Below are 16605 nucleotides of genomic sequence, written 5' to 3'. Positions count from 1 at the left end.
TTAAAAAAGTGAGAAAATACGGGTTTTCACACCAACCAACAGGATAGTTCCATGGGCAACAAAATCGTTACCGAAGCCGACCGCAAAGCCACTCCCGCCCCCAAGCCCGTCGCTGGCTACACCCTGCCCACCGGCGGCCGCGGCCAACGCGTGAGCCTGGAACGTGGTGTTGCAACCCGCAGCAAGAAGAACCCCGGCAAGCGTCACAGCTAAGCCCTGACATCCCTGACCGGATGTCACCAAAACAAAAGGCCCTCAACTGAGGGCCTTTTGCATTTATGGGTCAAAAGCGGCGCTAGCCCCCATGGAAAGTACGCCAGCAGCTACCAATTCAATAGCAATCAGTTGGCACCCATGTAGTCTTTCTTGCCCACTTCCACGCCGTTGTGGCGCAGCAGAGCGTAGGCGGTGGTCACGTGGAAGAAGAACTGGGGAATGGCGTAGTGCAGCAGGTAGGTGGACGCGGCAAAAGTGCGCTCGCGTGGGGTTCCGGCCTGGATAACGATCTCACGGGTGTGGGGCTTGTCGAACAGGCTGGCGTCCAGGCTGGTGATGAAGGTCACCACGGTGGCGATGCGGGTTTGCAGTTCGGCAAAGGTCAGTTCGGTATCGGGCATCACGGGCACGTCCACACCGGCCAGGCGCGCAGCGGCGCCCTTGGCAAAGTCGCTGGCAATCATCACCTGGCGCAGCAACGGGAACATGTCGGGGTACAGGCGCGCCTGCAGCAGGGCGTTGGGATCGATCTTCTTGGCAGAGGCGTGCTCTTCGGCCTTGCGCAGCACGTTGCTCAGGGCTTGCAGCATTTGCTTGAAGACGGGGATGGAGGCGGTATAGAGGGCGTCGGTCATGGGGCAGGTTCCTTCAAAAGAGGGCGAAGCGTAACAGCTTGGGCGACGCGTGCCGCCGCAAGGGCATTTGGGGTATTCAGCGCAGAGGACCCAGGCGCCAGAGCGAAGTGACTTCGGCTGCGCGGGCGGCGTGCAGGGCGTCGGTGCCCTCGGTGGCCTTGGGGTGCAGGGGCTTGGCGTCGCGCCGGCCCAAGACCTGCAGCCCAGCTGCGGCAAAGGCGGCCAGCAGCTCGTAGCGGCTGCGCAGGCCCAGGTGTTCGGCCAGGTCGGACAGGATGAGCCAGCCCTCGCCGCCAGGCGCCAGGTGGGCCGCCAGACCATTCAGAAAACCCAGCAGCATCTGGCTGTTTTCGTCGTACACCGCGTATTCAATGGGCGAGCTGGGTCGCGCGGGCAGCCAGGGCGGGTTGCACACTACCAGCGAGGCCAGTCCCTCGGGAAACAGATTGGCCTGCAGCACCGTGACCTGGGCCGCCACACCGAGCTGGGCGAGGTTGGCGCGGGCGCAGGCCAGTGCGCGCGGGTCTTGGTCGGTGGCGACCACGCTGGCCACACCGCGGCGCGCCAGCACAGCCGCCAACACGCCGGTGCCGGTGCCAATGTCAAACGCCACCAGATCGGCGCCCTGGGGCAGCGGGGTGGTGGCCACCAGATCGACATACTCGCCACGCACCGGGGAGAACACACCGTAGTGGGGGTGGATGCGGTTGTTGGGTGCTGCGCCCAGCGCGGAAATCTCCACTCCTTTCTTGCGCCACTCGTGGGCGCTGACCATGCCCAGCAGGTCGCGCAGGCTGGCCACGCAGGCACCGTCTTCCGCGACCACTGGGCCCCAGGCCTCGGTGCAGGCCTGGCGCGCATCGGGTGCGCGGCGCAGCGGGATGCTGTAGTCGGCATTGAAGGGCAGCAGCACCATGGCCAGCACCCGGGCGCGCTGCGCCTGGGCCTGCCGGTGCAGGTTAAAGCCATCGGCCGGCGACACGGGGGGCTTGTGGATGGCCGCTCCCTTGGCGGCGCGCTGTTTGCGCTGGGGCGTTTTGTCGATGCGCCGGGCCAGGGCTTGCAGCAGCTGGCGGGCGTTCTGAAAATCGCCGCGCCAGAGCAGGGCCGTGCCTTCGCAGGCCAGGTGGTAGGCATCGTCGGCCGTGGTGGTGTCGTCGGCCAGCACCACGCGTTTGGGCGGCGCGGCACCGCGCTCGGAGCGCCACAGCGCAGAACAGGCCTGGCCCGCTTCGGTCCAGTGAATTTGAGGGGGCTGCATGGGGGAGAGGGGCCTTAGAGGTTGTGGCGCACGGCGGGCGTGCGCATGGTGACCAGCTCTTCGGCGGCCGTGGGGTGGACCGCGAGCGTAGCATCCAGCGCGGCCTTGGTGGCCTGCAGCTGCAGGGCCACGCCCACCAGCTGCGCCATTTCACCGGTATCGGGCCCCACGGCGTGGAAACCCAGCACGCGGTCGGTGTCGCGGTTGACCAGCAGTTTGAGCAGCATCTTGCCGGTGTGGCCCGAGAGCGTAGCCTTCAGGGGGCGAAAAGTTGCGCGGTACACGTCCAGCCGCGGGTGGGTCTTGAGCGCTTGTTCTTCGGTGAGCCCCACCACGCCAGCTTCGGGCGTGGTGAACACGGCCGTGGGGATTAGCGTGTGGTCCACGCGGCGCGGGGTGCCGCCAAACACGGTGTCGGCAAAGGCATGGCCCTCACGAATCGCCATGGGCGTGAGGTTCACGCGGTTGGTCACGTCGCCCACGGCGTAAATGTTGGGTACCGCGGTCTGGCTGAAGTCGTCGACCGGAATAGCGCCTTGCGCGTCCAGCGCAATGCCCAACGCTTCCAGCCCCAGGCCCTGGGTGTTGGGCCTGCGGCCCAGCGCACGCAGCACGCAGTCGGCGGCCAGTGTGTCGCCGTTGCCCAACTGCACCTGCAGGGCGTCAGCATCGCGGGCAATGGCGTGCACTTCACTGCCAAAGCGGAACTGCAGGCCGCTGTGCGCCATCTCCGCCGCCAGGTGCTGGCGCAGCTCGTCGTCAAAGCCGCGCAGAATCCGCTCGCCACGCACCACCACCGTGACCTGCGCACCCAGCAAATGCAGCACGCATGCCAGCTCCAGCGCGATGTAACCCGCACCTTGCACCACCACGCGCCGGGGCAGGGTGGGCAGGTCGAAGAAGCCATTGGAGTCGATCGCCAGTTCATGACCGGGAATGTCTGGACCCCGCGCCGGCTGTGCGCCGGTTGCTATCAAAATGTGTTTGGCGTGAAAGCGCTGGCCATTCGACAGGGCCACTGTATGGCGGTCCACCAGCGTAGCCCGGCCTTCCAAAATCTGTACGCCCGCGTTGCCCAGGTTGCTGCGGTAAATGCCTTCCAGGCGCGCCACCTCGGCGTCGCGCCGGGTCTTGAGCGTGGCCCAGTCGAAGCGGGGCGCATCCAGCGTCCAGCCAAAACCCGCAGCCTCTTCAAACTCCTGCGCAAAGCGCGAGGCATAGACCATGAGCTTCTTGGGCACGCAGCCGCGAATCACGCAGGTGCCGCCCATGCGGTATTCCTCGGCCAGCGCCACGCGCGCACCGTGGTTGGCCGCAATGCGCGCCGCGCGCACGCCGCCCGACCCGCCCCCAATGACGATGAGATCAAACTGTTCCATACGCTCCCTTGTGTGGTGCGCAGCGCCAGGGCTGGTTACAGCTGGCCCGCGTGTTTTTTCAGAATGGCATCGTAGACGCCATTGCTCTGGATGATTTTGAGGCCTGCGTTGAAGCGGTCGCGCAACTCGGGGTCTTTGAACACGGCCTTGCGCGGGCTGGGCGGGAAAATGGTGTGGATGGTGATGGCCTGGCTGGCGTCCACCTTGGGGTCCAGCCGGGGAATGAAATAGCGAAAGATGCGCCGGTCACCCACCACCACGTCCACATGGCTGGTGAACAGCAGGTTGTTCTGGATGATTTGCTGCGGGTATTCCTTGTAGTCCGGGTGGCGCTCGACCACGGCCTTGAAGCGCTCGCCCAGGATCACATTGGCATTCTGGAAGGCGGCCACCGAATAGTCGGCCAGGTCCTCAATGCGCCGGATGGGCAGGTTGCGAGAGGCCAGGGTGATGGCCACGTTCTGGAAATACACATAGGGGGCCGAGAAATAGTCGTTGCCACCTATGCCCTCGTCCACGGTCAGCAGCATGTCCAGCTGGCCCGCGCGCTGCATGGCAAGCCCGCGGGCCGGCGGAAACTGCAGCCCCACCATCTTGTAGCCCACGGCAGCCAGGGCCTGGTCGGCAATTTCGACCTCAATGCCTTCCTTGCCGGATTCCATGATGTAGGGCGGCTTGGTGAGGCCCATGCCTACCCGCACCTCGGGTGGCGCCGCCAGCGCATGGGACACAAGGCTTACAACGAGCAGGCACAGACATGCCAGCGACGAGAAGCTGGATTTCAACGACATATGCTTACAGTTTATGCCAGTCTGCGACGCCTGGCTGCCTGCTTTTTAGGCACTAAAAAGGGGCGCCCGGCTGTGGCAAACTTCCGCCCTTGATTGAATTCCGGGCGCCGCCCCTGGCGCCCTCACACACCGTCAGCGTTAGCCCCTCCCATGCAGCAAATCATCGCGCAAATCGCGCAAGAAATCCGTGTCCGCCCCCAGCAAGTCGAAGCCGCCGTGGCCCTGCTGGACGAAGGCGCCACCGTGCCGTTCATCGCCCGCTACCGCAAGGAAGTGACCGATGGGCTGGACGACATCCAGCTGCGCGAACTCGAAGCCCGCCTGAGCTACCTGCGCGAACTGCGCGACCGCAAGGAAGCCGTGTGCAAGGCCATCGACGAGCAGGGCAAACTCACGCCCACGCTGATGGCCGCCATCCACCAGGCCGCCACCAAGCAGGAGGTGGAAGACATCTACCTGCCGTTCAAGCTCAAGCGCCGCACCAAAGGCCAGTTGGCCAAGGAAGCCGGGCTGGAGCCGCTGGCGGACGCGCTGTTTGCCAACCCCACGCTGGTGCCTAGTGAGGCCGCCGAGGCCTACCTCAAGCCCCCGCTCACGCCTGAGCAGATCGCTGACAAGCAGCCCGATTTCTCAACCGTATTCGCCGTGCTGGATGGCGTGCGCGATCTTCTGAGCGAGCGCTGGGCCGAAGATCCGGTGCTGGTGCAAGACCTGCGCGCCTGGCTGTGGAACGAAGGCCTGCTGCAAAGCAAGCTGGCCGAAGGCAAGGACGAAAACAGCGCCGACGTGTCCAAGTTCCGCGATTACTTTGACTACGACGAGCCCATTGGCCGCGTGCCCAGCCACCGTGCGCTGGCCGTGTTCCGCGGGCGCTCGCTGGACATTCTGGACGCCAAGCTGGTGCTTCCAGAGTCAAATACGCCTGCAGCCCCCGTATCTACTGCGCCGGCAGCTATTAAAAAAGTAGCGACTCCGGCGGTATCGTTGGCCGAAGGCCGTATCGCCCTGAAGCTGGGCTGGAGCCACCAGGGCCGCGCGGCCGACGATTTGATCCGCAAGTGCGTGGGCTGGACCTGGAAGGTGAAACTGAGCCTGTCCACCGAGCGCGACCTGTTTGCACGCCTGCGTGAAGACGCGGAGAAGGTGGCCATCAAGGTGTTCGCCGACAACCTGCGCGACCTGTTGCTGGCCGCCCCCGCCGGCCCGCGTGTCGTGATGGGCCTGGACCCTGGCATCCGCACGGGCGTGAAAGTGGCGGTGGTCGATGCCACCGGCAAGCTGGTGGAAACCGCCACCGTGTTCCCGCACGAGCCGCGCAAGGATTGGGAAGGATCACTCCACACCCTAGGCAAACTTTGCGCCAAACATGGCGTGAACCTCATTGCGATCGGTAACGGCACCGCCAGCCGCGAGACCGACAAGCTGGCGGCTGACCTGATCAAGCTGCTGGCCAAGATGGCCGCGCAAGCCGGTGCGCCCGAGATCAAGGTGGAGAAGGTCGTGGTGTCGGAAGCCGGTGCCTCGGTGTACTCCGCCAGCGAATTCGCGTCGCAGGAAATGCCCGATGTGGACGTCAGCCTGCGCGGCGCAGCGTCCATTGCCCGCCGCCTGCAAGATCCATTGGCAGAGCTGGTGAAGATCGACCCCAAGAGCATCGGCGTGGGACAGTACCAGCACGATGTGAACCAGAGCGAACTGGCCAAGACGCTGGACGCGGTGGTCGAAGACTGCGTGAACTCGGTCGGTGTGGACCTGAACACCGCCAGCGTGCCGTTGTTGTCCCGCGTATCTGGTTTGTCTGGCACCGTGGCCAAGGCCGTCGTGCGCTGGCGCGAAGCCAATGGCGCGTTTGCCAGCCGCCAGGACCTGATGAAAGTCACCGGCTTGGGTGCCAAAACGTTCGAGCAAAGCGCGGGCTTCCTGCGCATTCGCGGTGGTACCAATCCGCTGGACATGACGGGCGTGCACCCGGAAACCTACCCCGTGGTGGAGCAAATCATTGCCAAGTCCGGCAAACCGGTGGCTGAAATCATGGGCCGCGCGGACATGCTCAAGACCCTGCGCCCCGAGTTGTTCGCCAACGAGCAGTTCGGTGTGATCACCGTCAAGGACATCTTCACCGAGCTTGAAAAGCCCGGCCGCGACCCGCGCCCAGACTTCAAGGTCGCGCGCTTCAACGACGGCGTGGAAGACATTGCCGACCTGAAAGAGGGAATGATCCTCGAAGGCACCGTGAGCAACGTGGCGCAGTTTGGCGCGTTCATTGACCTGGGTGTGCACCAGGACGGTCTGGTGCATGTGAGCCAACTCGCGCACAAGTTTGTCAACGATGCGCGAGAGGTCGTGAAGACTGGCGACATCGTCAAAGTGCAGGTGGTTGAGGTGGACGTGGCGCGCAAGCGCATTGCGCTGACCATGAAAATTGGCGCTGCGCCTGCAGGAAGCAAAGACAGGGCAGGGGACAACCGCTACCAGGGCCCAGCCCGCGAAGAGCGCCAGCACCAGGGCAGCCGCCAAGACACCAGCTTGGGTGGCAATTCCGCCATGGCCAGTGCCTTCGCCAAGCTCAAACGCTAACACTTTGCAACACCCGGGAGCGGCTGCTTGCACTAGCATCGCCGCATGCAGATGCTCTTGGGGCCGGTGTTTTCGGACATCGCCTGGCCCATCACGATCCTCATTGCATGGTTTGCGGGAGAGATAGGACACCGGCTGGCAAGGTTGCCACGCATCAGTGCCTACGCCATAGTCGGCTTTGTTCTGGCGCCCACCCAGGGCGGCTTGTTGCCGGCGGACCCATCGAACACCGTGCTTCTTTTGGCCAACATTGCGTTTGGCCTGATCCTGTTCGAGTGCGGATACCGCATTAATTTGCGCTGGTTGCGCACCAACCCCTGGATCGCGGCCACCAGCGTGACCGAAACGGCGCTCACGTTCGCCGCGGTCTACTTTTTGGTCCTGTGGTTTGGGCAGTCGCAGTCCAGTGCGGTGCTGCTAGGCTCCCTGTCCATGGCCACGTCACCCGCCAGCATCCTGCGGGTGGCCAATGAGCAGCGCAGCTCTGGCCAGGTGACCGAGCGGGTGTTGCACCTGTCGGCGATGAACTGTGTGCTGGCCGTGTTTGTTTACAAAATCATTGTGGGACTGGTGGTGTTCGAGACCTCGGGCAACCTCTGGGACGCAACCTATGGCAGCCTGGTCGACCTGTGTGCCTCCGGTATTTTGGGCATGCTGGCCGGTGCGCTTGTTCCGGCCCTGTTGCAATTCACCGGCCGCACCAGCGACGACAGCACCCTGGCCTTCACCCTGGCCATCATTTGCCTGGTGGCCCTGGCCCACAGCCTGAAACTGTCGCCCGTACTGGTGGCGCTCACCTTTGGGTTGTCGGCCCGGCATCGCCGCATTGTGTTGAACTCCTCACAGCGCGGCTTTGGCGCGCTGGGCGATTTGCTCTCCATGTTGTTATTTGTGTTCATCGCATCCACCTTGGATTGGCAACAGGTGGTGGCGGGCATGACCGTGGGATTTGCCGTGATGGGGGTACGCCAGCTGGCAAAAATTGTCGGCATCAGCCTGTTTGCCCACGTCAGCGGCATTTCTTGGCGCAAAGGGCTGCTTATCGGCGTGGCCACCACGCCCATCTCGGCCTTCGTGATCCTGGTCCTGGAGCAAACGCGCTACCTGGGCATCCATCTGGTGGAAGAGCTGGCACCGCTTGCCACCATGGCACTGACCCTGGAGGTGTTGGGCCCCATCTTCATTCGCCGGGCGCTGGTGTGGGCACGCGAAGCGCCGGACAGCAGAGGGGAATGACATGGCATTGGAGCCCTTCAAACAGTCGCAATCGTTGAGCCTGGGGGTCGAGCTGGAACTGCAGTTGGTCAGCCTCAGCGACTTTGACCTCACCGCGGCCAGCCCCGACATGCTGGAACTGCTGCGGCGCAAGCCCTTTCCGGGCGTGGTCACGCCCGAGGTGACCGAAAGCATGATCGAAGTCGCCACCGACGTGCACACCGAATACGCCACGCTGCAGGCGCAACTGCAACAGATGCGCGACATTCTTGTCAAGGCAGGCGACCAGCTCAATATTGGCATCTGCGGTGGTGGCACCCACCCGTTCCAGCTCTGGTCCGAGCGGCGTATTTTCAACAAGCCGCGCTTCCTTGAAGTGTCCCTGCTGTACGGCTACCTGACCAAGCAGTTCACCATATTTGGCCAGCATGTGCACGTGGGCTGCACCAGCGGTGACGAAGCCTTGTTTTTGCTGCACGCCCTGAACCGCTATGTGCCCCATTTCATTGCGCTGTCGGCCTCGTCCCCCTTTGTGCAGGGCAACGACACACTGTTCCACTCGGCGCGGTTGAACTCGGTGTTCGCGTTTCCGCTGAGCGGGCGGGCGCCATTTTTGCTGCGCTGGCAAGACTTTGAGGAACAGTACTTCGCCAAAATGGAGCTCACGGGCGTGGTCAAAAGCATGAAGGACTTTTACTGGGACATACGCCCCAAGCCCGAGTACGGCACCATCGAGCTGCGGGTGTGCGACACACCGCTGACCGTAGAGCGCGCCGCCGCGCTGGCCTGCTACCTGCAGGCGCTGTGCCGGTACCTGCTGGAGCGCAACGAGCCGCCGCCCGCTGAAGACGACTACCTGGTCTACAACTACAACCGCTTCCAGGCCTGCCGTTTTGGCCTGGATGGCACGCTGGCCCACCCCAAGACCTACACCAAGCTGTCGCTGCGTGAGGACATCCTCACCACCGTACGCCACATCTGGCCACAGGCGGAGAAGCTGGGTTGTGTGGCTGCGCTGGACCACATTTACCAGGCGGCCCGCGAGGGCGGCGACGCCAACTTCCTGCGCCAGGAGTGCGCCGAGCGCGGCGGGGTGGAGGGAATGGTGGACTCTGCTCTGCAGCGTTTTCGAAACAGCAAGGCTGGCAAAGCGTGAACTAGTTCCGCTTTTGGCGCCTGACTGTCGCGCTTAGTCTGTTTGGACTATTGAACGGGTTCGGTGTAGCCGCACAATCGGACCTGTAACAATAAGTAACGTTCAAGGGATTTCCATGCCACTGCGCTTTTCCGCTTCTGCTCTTCTGGCCGCCGCCCTGATGGTGCCCGCCTTGTCGGCCCATGCGCTGACATCGTCGGTGACCAACACCGACTACAGCGCGGTGGCCGGTGCCCACACCATCACCTTTGGCACCAGCAGCACCAACAACGCCAGCGCTGTGGTTGGCAGTGCCGCCGCCAATGACGTGGTCTATGCCGGCGCAGCCGGTGGCGTGAGCTACACCTACCGCGACGGTGCCCTGTTCAACAACAGCACCCTGATCTCTGGCGTGGCCGCCCGCCCTGTGGGCGCGGTAGACAACTACTACTCCCTGGGCAACTCGGGCGTGCAAGCTGGCACCGGTTCGGTCACCTTCAGTGCAGCCTTGAGCTACTTTGGCTTCCTGTGGGGTTCGCCCGACACCTACAACAGCGTGACTTTCTGGAACGGCAATACCCAGCTGGCCTCGTTTGACGGCAGCATCGTCAAGCAGCCCGCCGACGGCAACCAAAGCTACGCGCGCTACTTCAACGTGTTCACCCAGGGCGCCGAGAAAATCACCCGCGTGACCTTTGCCTCCAACGGCAACGCGTTCGAGACCGACAACCATGCCTTCATCACCGCCGTGCCTGAACCCGAAACCTACGCCATGCTGCTGGCGGGTCTGGGCCTGATGGGTGTGGTGGCACGCCGCAAGACCAAGACCCGCGCCTGAGGCGACCGGTCTGCTTGCAAACCCCGCCCCGGCGGGGTTTTTTTGCTTCTGCGGGCTGCAGCGGGGATGGATAATCCCCCCATCCCCAAAAGTTGGTTGAGGAGACCGTCACCATGAAACTCAGTGCGTTGCTGGAGCAGCAGTTCATTCTGCCCAGCATTCCCAAAGTGGTAGCACTGCTGCTCAATGAGCTGGACCGTCCGGAAATTGACCTCAAGAAGGTCACCCAACTCATCAGCACCGACCCCGCACTGACCACCCGGCTTCTGCAACTGGCCAACTCCAGTTTTTTCCAGCTCTCGGGCAAGATCAGCAGCGTCTCGGAGGCCCTGGCCCTGCTGGACCTGAACCACGTGCGCACCATGGCCCAGGCCGCGGCCACTGGCGCTTCGCTCAAGGCCGTGCCCGGGATCCAGCTGCAACAGTTTTGGGACTACAGCCTGAACGTGGCCCGCGTATCCCGCTCGCTGGCCGGGCTGGTGCGGCTGAACCAGCAGGCGGCCTTCACCTGTGGGCTGATCCACGCGGTGGGCGAGCTGGCCATGCACCTGGCCATGTCGGACATCACCGCTGTGCTGGACGAAGACGTGCACCCGCTGGGCATGAACCGCGCCTCGCTGGAACGCAAGGTGCTGGGCTATTGCTACGCCAGTGTGGGCGCGGGCTATGCACGCATGTGGCACTTTCCCCAACCCATGGTGGACGCACTGGAGCACCAGTACGCCCCGTTTGAGAACCATGTGTACGAGCCGCTGGCCGGGGTGATTCACCTGGCGGCGTGGCGCGCCCGTGGCAAAGAGGCCAAGCTGACCCAACGCGGTTTGGCGGTGACCTTTCCAGGCTCCGTCGGCGTGACCCTGGGGCTGGACATCGACATGGTGCTGCAGCAAGACCCGTTTGACTGGGCTGCATATACATGACCCCCACGCTCCGCCGCTGCGCGGGTCGCTGCCCCCCAAGGGGGGCTAACTCGCCTTGGGGCGGCCCAGCCGCGAGTTGGTCTTCTTCGATTGATTTTTTAGAATGCAAGCACTTCATATCTACGCGGGCCCCAAGGCCCGGGCGGCGCTGGTCGCCCGCGGACTGCAACCCCAGCATATTGCCACCATCCCCGGCGCCGCCGGCGGGCCCAAGGGCCTGATCCTCGGCGCACTGGACCGCTTCATTTTTGGCGACTGGCTGCCACGCTCCAACCAGCCGGTGGACTTGGTGGGCGCCTCCATTGGCGCCTGGCGCATGGCCACGGCCTGCCTGAATGACCCGGTGGCCGCGTTCGAGCGGCTGGAGCACGACTACATTCACCAGCACTACGAGCTGGCGCCAGGCCAAAAGCGCATCAGCGCGGCCCAGATCAGCGAGACATTTGGCCAAAACCTGCTGTCGTTTTACGGTGGACGGGTGCCCGAGGTGCTGCAGAACCCGCGTTACCGGCTGCACATCGTTACCTCGCGCGGGCGGCACCTGCTGCGCACCGAGCATGGTCTGCGTACGCCGCTGGGCTATCTGGGGGCGTTTTTGACCAACACGGTGCACCGCAAGGCCATGGGCGCCTGGCTGGAGCGGGTGGTCTTTTCCACCCCGCTGGCGGGTGGGGCTGCAGCGGCGCTGCCGTTTGCTACCGGCGACTACCGCACGCGCCACGTGGCGCTGAGCGAGGCCAACTTCAACCCTGCGCTACAGGCCAGCTGCTCGATCCCGTTCGTGTTACAGGCCATTCACAACATCCCCGGCGCGCCCACCGGCGCCTACTGGGATGGCGGCATCACCGACTACCACCTGCACCTGAACTACCCGGCCGCGCAGCCGCGCGAAAACGCTATCAATTCAGGAGCTACCGGCGCAGAGGATACGGGGGCTAGCGGCCTATCAGAGCACCAAGGGCTGGTGCTGTACCCGCATTTCCAGAAAAGCGTGGTGCCGGGCTGGCTGGACAAGGGGCTGAAGTGGCGGCACCGTTCCACGGCGTATCTGGACACCATGGTGCTGCTGGCGCCCAACCCCGAGTGGGTGAAAACTTTACCAAACAGCAAACTTCCAGACCGCACAGACTTTACGCACTTTGGCAATGATCTGGCTGGACGGGTGAAGGCGTGGACCACCGCCACCCGTGCCAGCCAGCAGTTGGTGGACGAGTTCATCGCCTGGCTGGACAAGCCCGACATGAACTTGGTACGCCCACTATGACACTGCCCACACTGCTGCCCACGCTCTCCTTTCCCCGCGCAACGGCGCTGTGCATGGCGCTGGCCCTCACGGCCAGTGCCGCATCAGCCGGTCCGCTGCTAGACCGCTTCAAGCAACGCCGCGCGGCCCGCGCCGAGAGCCGGGCCGAAGAAAAAGCCCCCGCCGCCGAACCCAGCACGGAGCAGACGCTGGAAGACCCGTACACCACCGACAGCACCCAGTCCACGGTGGCCCGCACGGTGGTTCGCGACGTGGCCTATGGCAGCGACCCCAAACAACGCATGGACGTGTACCTGCCCACCAAAGGCGCGGCCCTGGCACCCGTGATCTTCATGGTGCACGGTGGGGCTTGGCGTACGGGCGACAAGCGCATGGGCAATGTGGTGGACAACAAGGTGGCGCGTTGGGTGCCCAAGGGCTTTGTCTTTATCTCGGTGAACAACCGCCTGCTGCCCGAAGCCGACCCGCTGGACCAGGTGCGCGACGTGGCCCAGGCGCTGGCCAGTGCCCAGTCCAAGGCCACGGGCTGGGGCGCAGACCCCAAGCAGTTCATCCTCATGGGCCATTCTGCCGGTGCGCATCTGGTGGCGTTGCTCGCGTCCTCCGGTTCGCTGGCCAGCCAAGCCGGGGCCCAGCCCTGGCTGGGTACGGTAGCGCTGGACAGCGCGGCGTTGGATGTCGCACCCATCATGCAGACCAAGCACTACAAGCTGTACGACCCCGCTTTTGGCACCGACCCCACCTTCTGGAAAGCCGTATCGCCACTGCAGCAATTGCAATCCGGCGCCAAGCCGTTGCTGGCGGTGTGCTCCATCCGGCGCGATGAGTCCTGTGGGCAGGCCCGCGCATTTGCCGCCCGCGCTACACCGCTGGGCGTGCGCGTACAGGTCTTGCCCCAGGACATGACGCACAGCGAAATCAACAAGGAACTGGGCCTGGGCACGGCCTACACGCAGGCGGTGGAAGGCTTTATGGCCAGCTTGTCGGGCCCGGTGGCGGCCACGCTTCAGCGCGGTTTGTAGGCTGGCGTGTCGCGCAGGGCGCCTATGGCGGTCCACCACGCCTCCAGCTTGGCTTGCTCATCGGCAGACAGCGTGGGCTTGGCCACCAGAAAATAGTCCGTCGCTGGCGAGGGCAGGGTCAGCACCCGTCTGCTCGCATCGAGCGTGCCACCATGCATGGGAAACCGCAAGGGCTGCGGATGCTCCTCTGCCGAGTTGACCAGGCCGGCGTCCGCCATTCCCATCCTGAGCAAGGCCAGGCAGCGCGCGCTGGTCACACGCACAAACACCACCGGCACACGCGCCTGTGTCGCCGCGTCCGTGATCAGCCGTTCGGACACACCGGGTGCCTTTCCCGGTGCGCTTACAAATGGCGCGATGGCATGGTCTGGCAGGCACACCTCCCACGGTTTAGACGTGTCCTGAGCCCACGCCGGGCCGTGCAGCGCCAGGGCGGTAAATATCAGGGCGAGGGAATGCTTCACGATTCTGCAGAGATGTGGTGCACAGCACTGTACGCCAGCGCCCAGGGCACCATGTCCGCCGCCGGCATGGGCCGCGCGATGCCATAGCCTTGGCCGAGTTCACAGCCCAGCTCCAGCAACTTGCTGGCCTGGGCCGGGGTTTCCACGCCTTCGGCAATCACCGCACGGTCAAAGGCCTTGGCCAGCGCCACGATGGCGCCCACCAGCGTGCGGTCCTCGGCGTCGTCCAGCAGGCCTTCCACAAACATGCGGTCGATTTTGATGGTTTCTGCTGGCAAGCGCTTGAGGTAGGACAACGAGGAGAACCCGGTGCCAAAGTCATCCAGCGCAAAGCACACGCCCAGAGCCTGGCAGCCTTGCATCACCTGGCGCATGTGCTGAATGTCCTGCAGCACGGCAGATTCCAGAATCTCCAGTTCCAGCAGATGGGCCGGGGCCTGGGGGTAGCAGGCCAGCAGCGCGCGCAGCCGGTCCACAAAGTCGGCGCGGTGGAAATGCCGCGCCGCAATGTTCACACTGACCACCCAGCGCTGGCCTTGCAGCACCCAGCTTTGCAGCTGCGCCAGCGCCTGGTGCAGCACCCATTCGCCAGTCTCCACAATCAGGTCGGTGTGCTCCATCAGGGGCAAAAACCCGCCTGGGGCCAGCAGTCCCTGCTCGGGGTGCTGCCAGCGCAGCAGGGCTTCCACGCCCACAATCTCGCCCGTGCGCATGTGCACCTTGGGCTGGTAGTGCAGCCGGAATTCTCCTTGGTGCACGGCAATGGCCAAGCGGGCCAGTTGGGTGTAGTGGGTTTGCACCTCCTGGTCTTGCTGGGCATCAAAAATATGGAAACCCCGGCCCGCCTGCTTGGCCTGGTACATGGCCTGGTCGGCATGGCGCAGCAGGGTGTCCGGGCTGGCGTTGTCCTGCGGGAACAGCACCACACCGGCGCTGGCGCTGGAGTGGATCAGCAGGTCATCAATCGCATAGGGCTGGGCCAGGCATTCCAGCAGGGCCAGGGTTTGGCTTTGCACCTCTGCCTCGCCACTGGCCCCGCGCAGCAGCACTACAAATTCATCACCGCCCAGGCGGGCCGCGTCCGCGGGGTCTTGCACAAAGCCCTGCAAGCGCAGCGCCACTTCTTTCAGCAGGCGGTCACCCGCCCAATTGCCATGGCGGTCATTGATCTCCTGAAAGTGGTCCAGGTCCAACAGACACACGCTCAACAGGCCGCCATCCTGGCGGGCCTGGTACAGGGCATGGGTCAGGCGTTCGGCCAGCGCGTCGCGGTTGTTCAGCCCGGTAAGCGCGTCGTGCCGCGCCTGCCAGGAAATTTTTTGCTGCAAATCGCGGGTTTCGGTCACATCGCGGAACACCAGTACACAGCCCCTGGCGGTGCCATGGCTTTGGCGAATAGGTGCGGCGGTGAACTCGATCGCATAGCGCTCGCCCGAATGGTGAAGCAACAACTGGTTGATGGCGTGCACGGCCGTCTGGGTCTGGTGCAGTTGGTCCACCCGCACACCTAGGGGCAGGGCCTGAGATTTAGCGTCCAGTTGAAACACGTCGGACAGGCGACGCCCCAGCGCCTGTGGTTCGGTGTAGCCGGTCAAAAATTGGGCGGCCTCATTGAGGCTGTCAATGTGGCCGTGCACGTCGGTGGTGATGACGCCGTCGGCAATCGACGACAGCGTGACCACGGCGCGCTCTTTTTCTTCCAGCAGGGCTTCCTGCGCCAGCTTGCGCTCGGTGATGTCCACCAGTGCACCGATGCTGCCGCCCACACTGCCATCCGTCAGGGTGAAGGGCGCCTTGAAGTACACCATCTCGCGCAGGTCGTAGGTTCCTGCCTTGACCAGGACCTCGTTGTCCTTGCGGCTCAACACCCGGCGCTCTCGGCCTGCACGCTCGTGCGGCAGGGCTACAAAGTCACTGGGCAGCGGTGCGCCGACTACGGCCTGGGCGGGGGTGCTGAAAAACGTTTCCCAGGCTTGGTTGACACCCAGGCAGGTGCCATCGCTGCCCCGCACAAACACGGGGAGGGGCAGGGCGTTGATCAACTGGCGGGTGAAGTGCAGCTGCTCTTCCAACTCCGCCTGGGCGGTTTGCAGCGATTGCACCAGGCCCTGGATCTGCTGCGCCATGCTGTTGAAGGCTTGCGCTACGGCCCGCATCTCCAGCGTGCCTTTTTCCACCATGCGGGCGCGCAGTTCGCCAGCGCGGAACTCCTCGGTGGCGGTATTCAAGCGGCTGAGCATGCGGGCATTGGCCCGCAGCAGCAGGGTGAGCAGAAACAGGATGGTGAAGATGTTCAGCGCCGATATGTGCATCTGCGCACCAATGGTGCGCCAGACCTGCTCCAGCACCTGGGTGTTGCCGACCACGACCACAAGTTGTACCTCTGTGCCGTCAGGCAACTGCTGCGCAAAATCTCCACTCAGGGGTTTCAGGGCTGCGAACTGCGTAAACCACAGAGGCACCTGTGGCCGCACAAAGTCGGCAGTACCAGCCTGCAGCGCCTGGCCCCGCAGCGTCCATTGCAGGCTTTGAATCTCGGGGTTAAAGCCCAGCTCGGCCTCCAGCATGGCCTGCAACTCGGCTTGCGTGCCGTTGGCGCTGGCACGCACCAGCAGGGGCAGCAGGTAGTGCCCGGTGACCTGCACCTGGGCCCGCTGGTGCTCGACGGCTTCCTGCAGTTCGGCACTGAACATCAGGTGGTAGCGCACCAGTGTCACCACCACAATGATGCCTAGAATAGGCAGAAACAGGCGCGGGTAGGTTCCCCGCGTTAACCAGGTCTTGATGGAGTAGTGGCGCATTTTTATCGTGGTCCCTAGGGCGCTATGGGGTGCCCCTTGCAATCGTTTTCTTATTCCGATGGCAGTTTAGCCGCGACTTCTATGCGC

14 protein-coding genes are annotated in these 16605 nt (G+C 64.0%); 8 read left to right on the top strand and 6 right to left on the bottom strand.

The window, feature by feature from the left end; genetic code table 11:
* Positions 1 to 51: 51 nt before the first annotated feature.
* The gene (locus tag AC097R_RS12330; RefSeq protein ID WP_479598400.1) at positions 52 to 213 is read left to right on the top strand and encodes a hypothetical protein; all 162 of its coding nucleotides are present in this window, start codon (positions 52 to 54) and stop codon (positions 211 to 213) included.
* 128 nt (positions 214 to 341) lie between these two features.
* Here AC097R_RS12330 and AC097R_RS12325 read toward each other — a convergent pair whose 3' ends face one another.
* From AC097R_RS12325 to AC097R_RS12310, 4 genes are all read right to left on the bottom strand, one after another.
* A complete protein-coding gene (locus AC097R_RS12325) occupies positions 342 to 851 on the bottom strand; it encodes a DUF1993 domain-containing protein (RefSeq protein WP_479598399.1) in 510 nt (169 codons plus the stop codon).
* Positions 852 to 927: 76 nt separating this feature from the next.
* Entirely contained in the window at positions 928 to 2112 is a 1185-nt protein-coding gene (locus AC097R_RS12320) for a methyltransferase (RefSeq protein ID WP_479598398.1), read from the bottom strand.
* A 14-nt stretch (positions 2113 to 2126) separates the two neighbouring features.
* Positions 2127 to 3491, bottom strand: coding sequence for a glutathione-disulfide reductase (gene gorA, locus AC097R_RS12315; protein WP_479598397.1), 1365 nt, complete (start codon positions 3489 to 3491; stop codon positions 2127 to 2129).
* Positions 3492 to 3526: 35 nt separating this feature from the next.
* Positions 3527 to 4282 carry a substrate-binding periplasmic protein gene (locus AC097R_RS12310; RefSeq protein WP_479598396.1) on the bottom strand — a complete coding sequence of 252 codons (756 nt, stop codon included), beginning with the start codon at positions 4280 to 4282 and terminating at the stop codon, positions 3527 to 3529.
* 150 nt (positions 4283 to 4432) lie between these two features.
* On the opposite strand from AC097R_RS12310, the gene AC097R_RS12305 reads away from it, so the two are divergent.
* The 7 genes from AC097R_RS12305 (at position 4433) to AC097R_RS12275 (ending at position 13253) form a co-directional block, all read left to right on the top strand.
* Entirely contained in the window at positions 4433 to 6859 is a 2427-nt protein-coding gene (locus AC097R_RS12305; RefSeq protein WP_479598395.1) for a Tex family protein, read from the top strand.
* Positions 6860 to 6904: 45 nt separating this feature from the next.
* A complete protein-coding gene (locus tag AC097R_RS12300; protein ID WP_479598393.1) occupies positions 6905 to 8095 on the top strand; it encodes a cation:proton antiporter in 1191 nt (396 codons plus the stop codon).
* Position 8096: 1 nt separating this feature from the next.
* Entirely contained in the window at positions 8097 to 9230 is a 1134-nt protein-coding gene (locus AC097R_RS12295; protein ID WP_479598392.1) for a YbdK family carboxylate-amine ligase, read from the top strand.
* A gap of 115 nt (positions 9231 to 9345) precedes the next feature.
* Positions 9346 to 10047, top strand: coding sequence for an Npun_F0296 family exosortase-dependent surface protein (locus AC097R_RS12290; protein WP_479598391.1), 702 nt, complete (start codon positions 9346 to 9348; stop codon positions 10045 to 10047).
* Positions 10048 to 10160: 113 nt separating this feature from the next.
* Positions 10161 to 10967 (top strand): HDOD domain-containing protein, encoded by an 807-nt coding sequence (locus AC097R_RS12285; protein WP_479598389.1) that lies wholly within the window; start codon positions 10161 to 10163, stop codon positions 10965 to 10967.
* 103 nt (positions 10968 to 11070) lie between these two features.
* Positions 11071 to 12231 carry a patatin-like phospholipase domain-containing protein gene (locus AC097R_RS12280; protein ID WP_479598388.1) on the top strand — a complete coding sequence of 387 codons (1161 nt, stop codon included), beginning with the start codon at positions 11071 to 11073 and terminating at the stop codon, positions 12229 to 12231.
* On the top strand, positions 12228 to 13253 hold the full coding sequence (locus tag AC097R_RS12275) for an alpha/beta hydrolase (protein WP_479598387.1): 1026 nt from the start codon (positions 12228 to 12230) through the stop codon (positions 13251 to 13253). The genes AC097R_RS12280 and AC097R_RS12275 overlap by 4 nt, the downstream gene beginning before the upstream one ends.
* Here the strand turns inward: AC097R_RS12275 and AC097R_RS12270 are convergent.
* Together AC097R_RS12270 and AC097R_RS12265 are read right to left on the bottom strand one after the other, a co-directional pair.
* The gene (locus tag AC097R_RS12270) at positions 13238 to 13717 is read right to left on the bottom strand and encodes a hypothetical protein (protein ID WP_479598386.1); all 480 of its coding nucleotides are present in this window, start codon (positions 13715 to 13717) and stop codon (positions 13238 to 13240) included. The two genes, AC097R_RS12275 and AC097R_RS12270, sit on opposite strands and share 16 nt — an antisense overlap.
* Positions 13714 to 16518 (bottom strand): EAL domain-containing protein, encoded by a 2805-nt coding sequence (locus AC097R_RS12265; protein ID WP_479598385.1) that lies wholly within the window; start codon positions 16516 to 16518, stop codon positions 13714 to 13716. The genes AC097R_RS12270 and AC097R_RS12265 overlap by 4 nt, the downstream gene beginning before the upstream one ends.
* Positions 16519 to 16605 lie beyond the last annotated feature (87 nt).

The organism is Rhodoferax sp. ZS1R25 (genome assembly GCF_056521335.1).
Note: the sequence above shows the minus strand (reverse complement) of the source record. Positions and strands in the feature narration are given on the sequence as shown.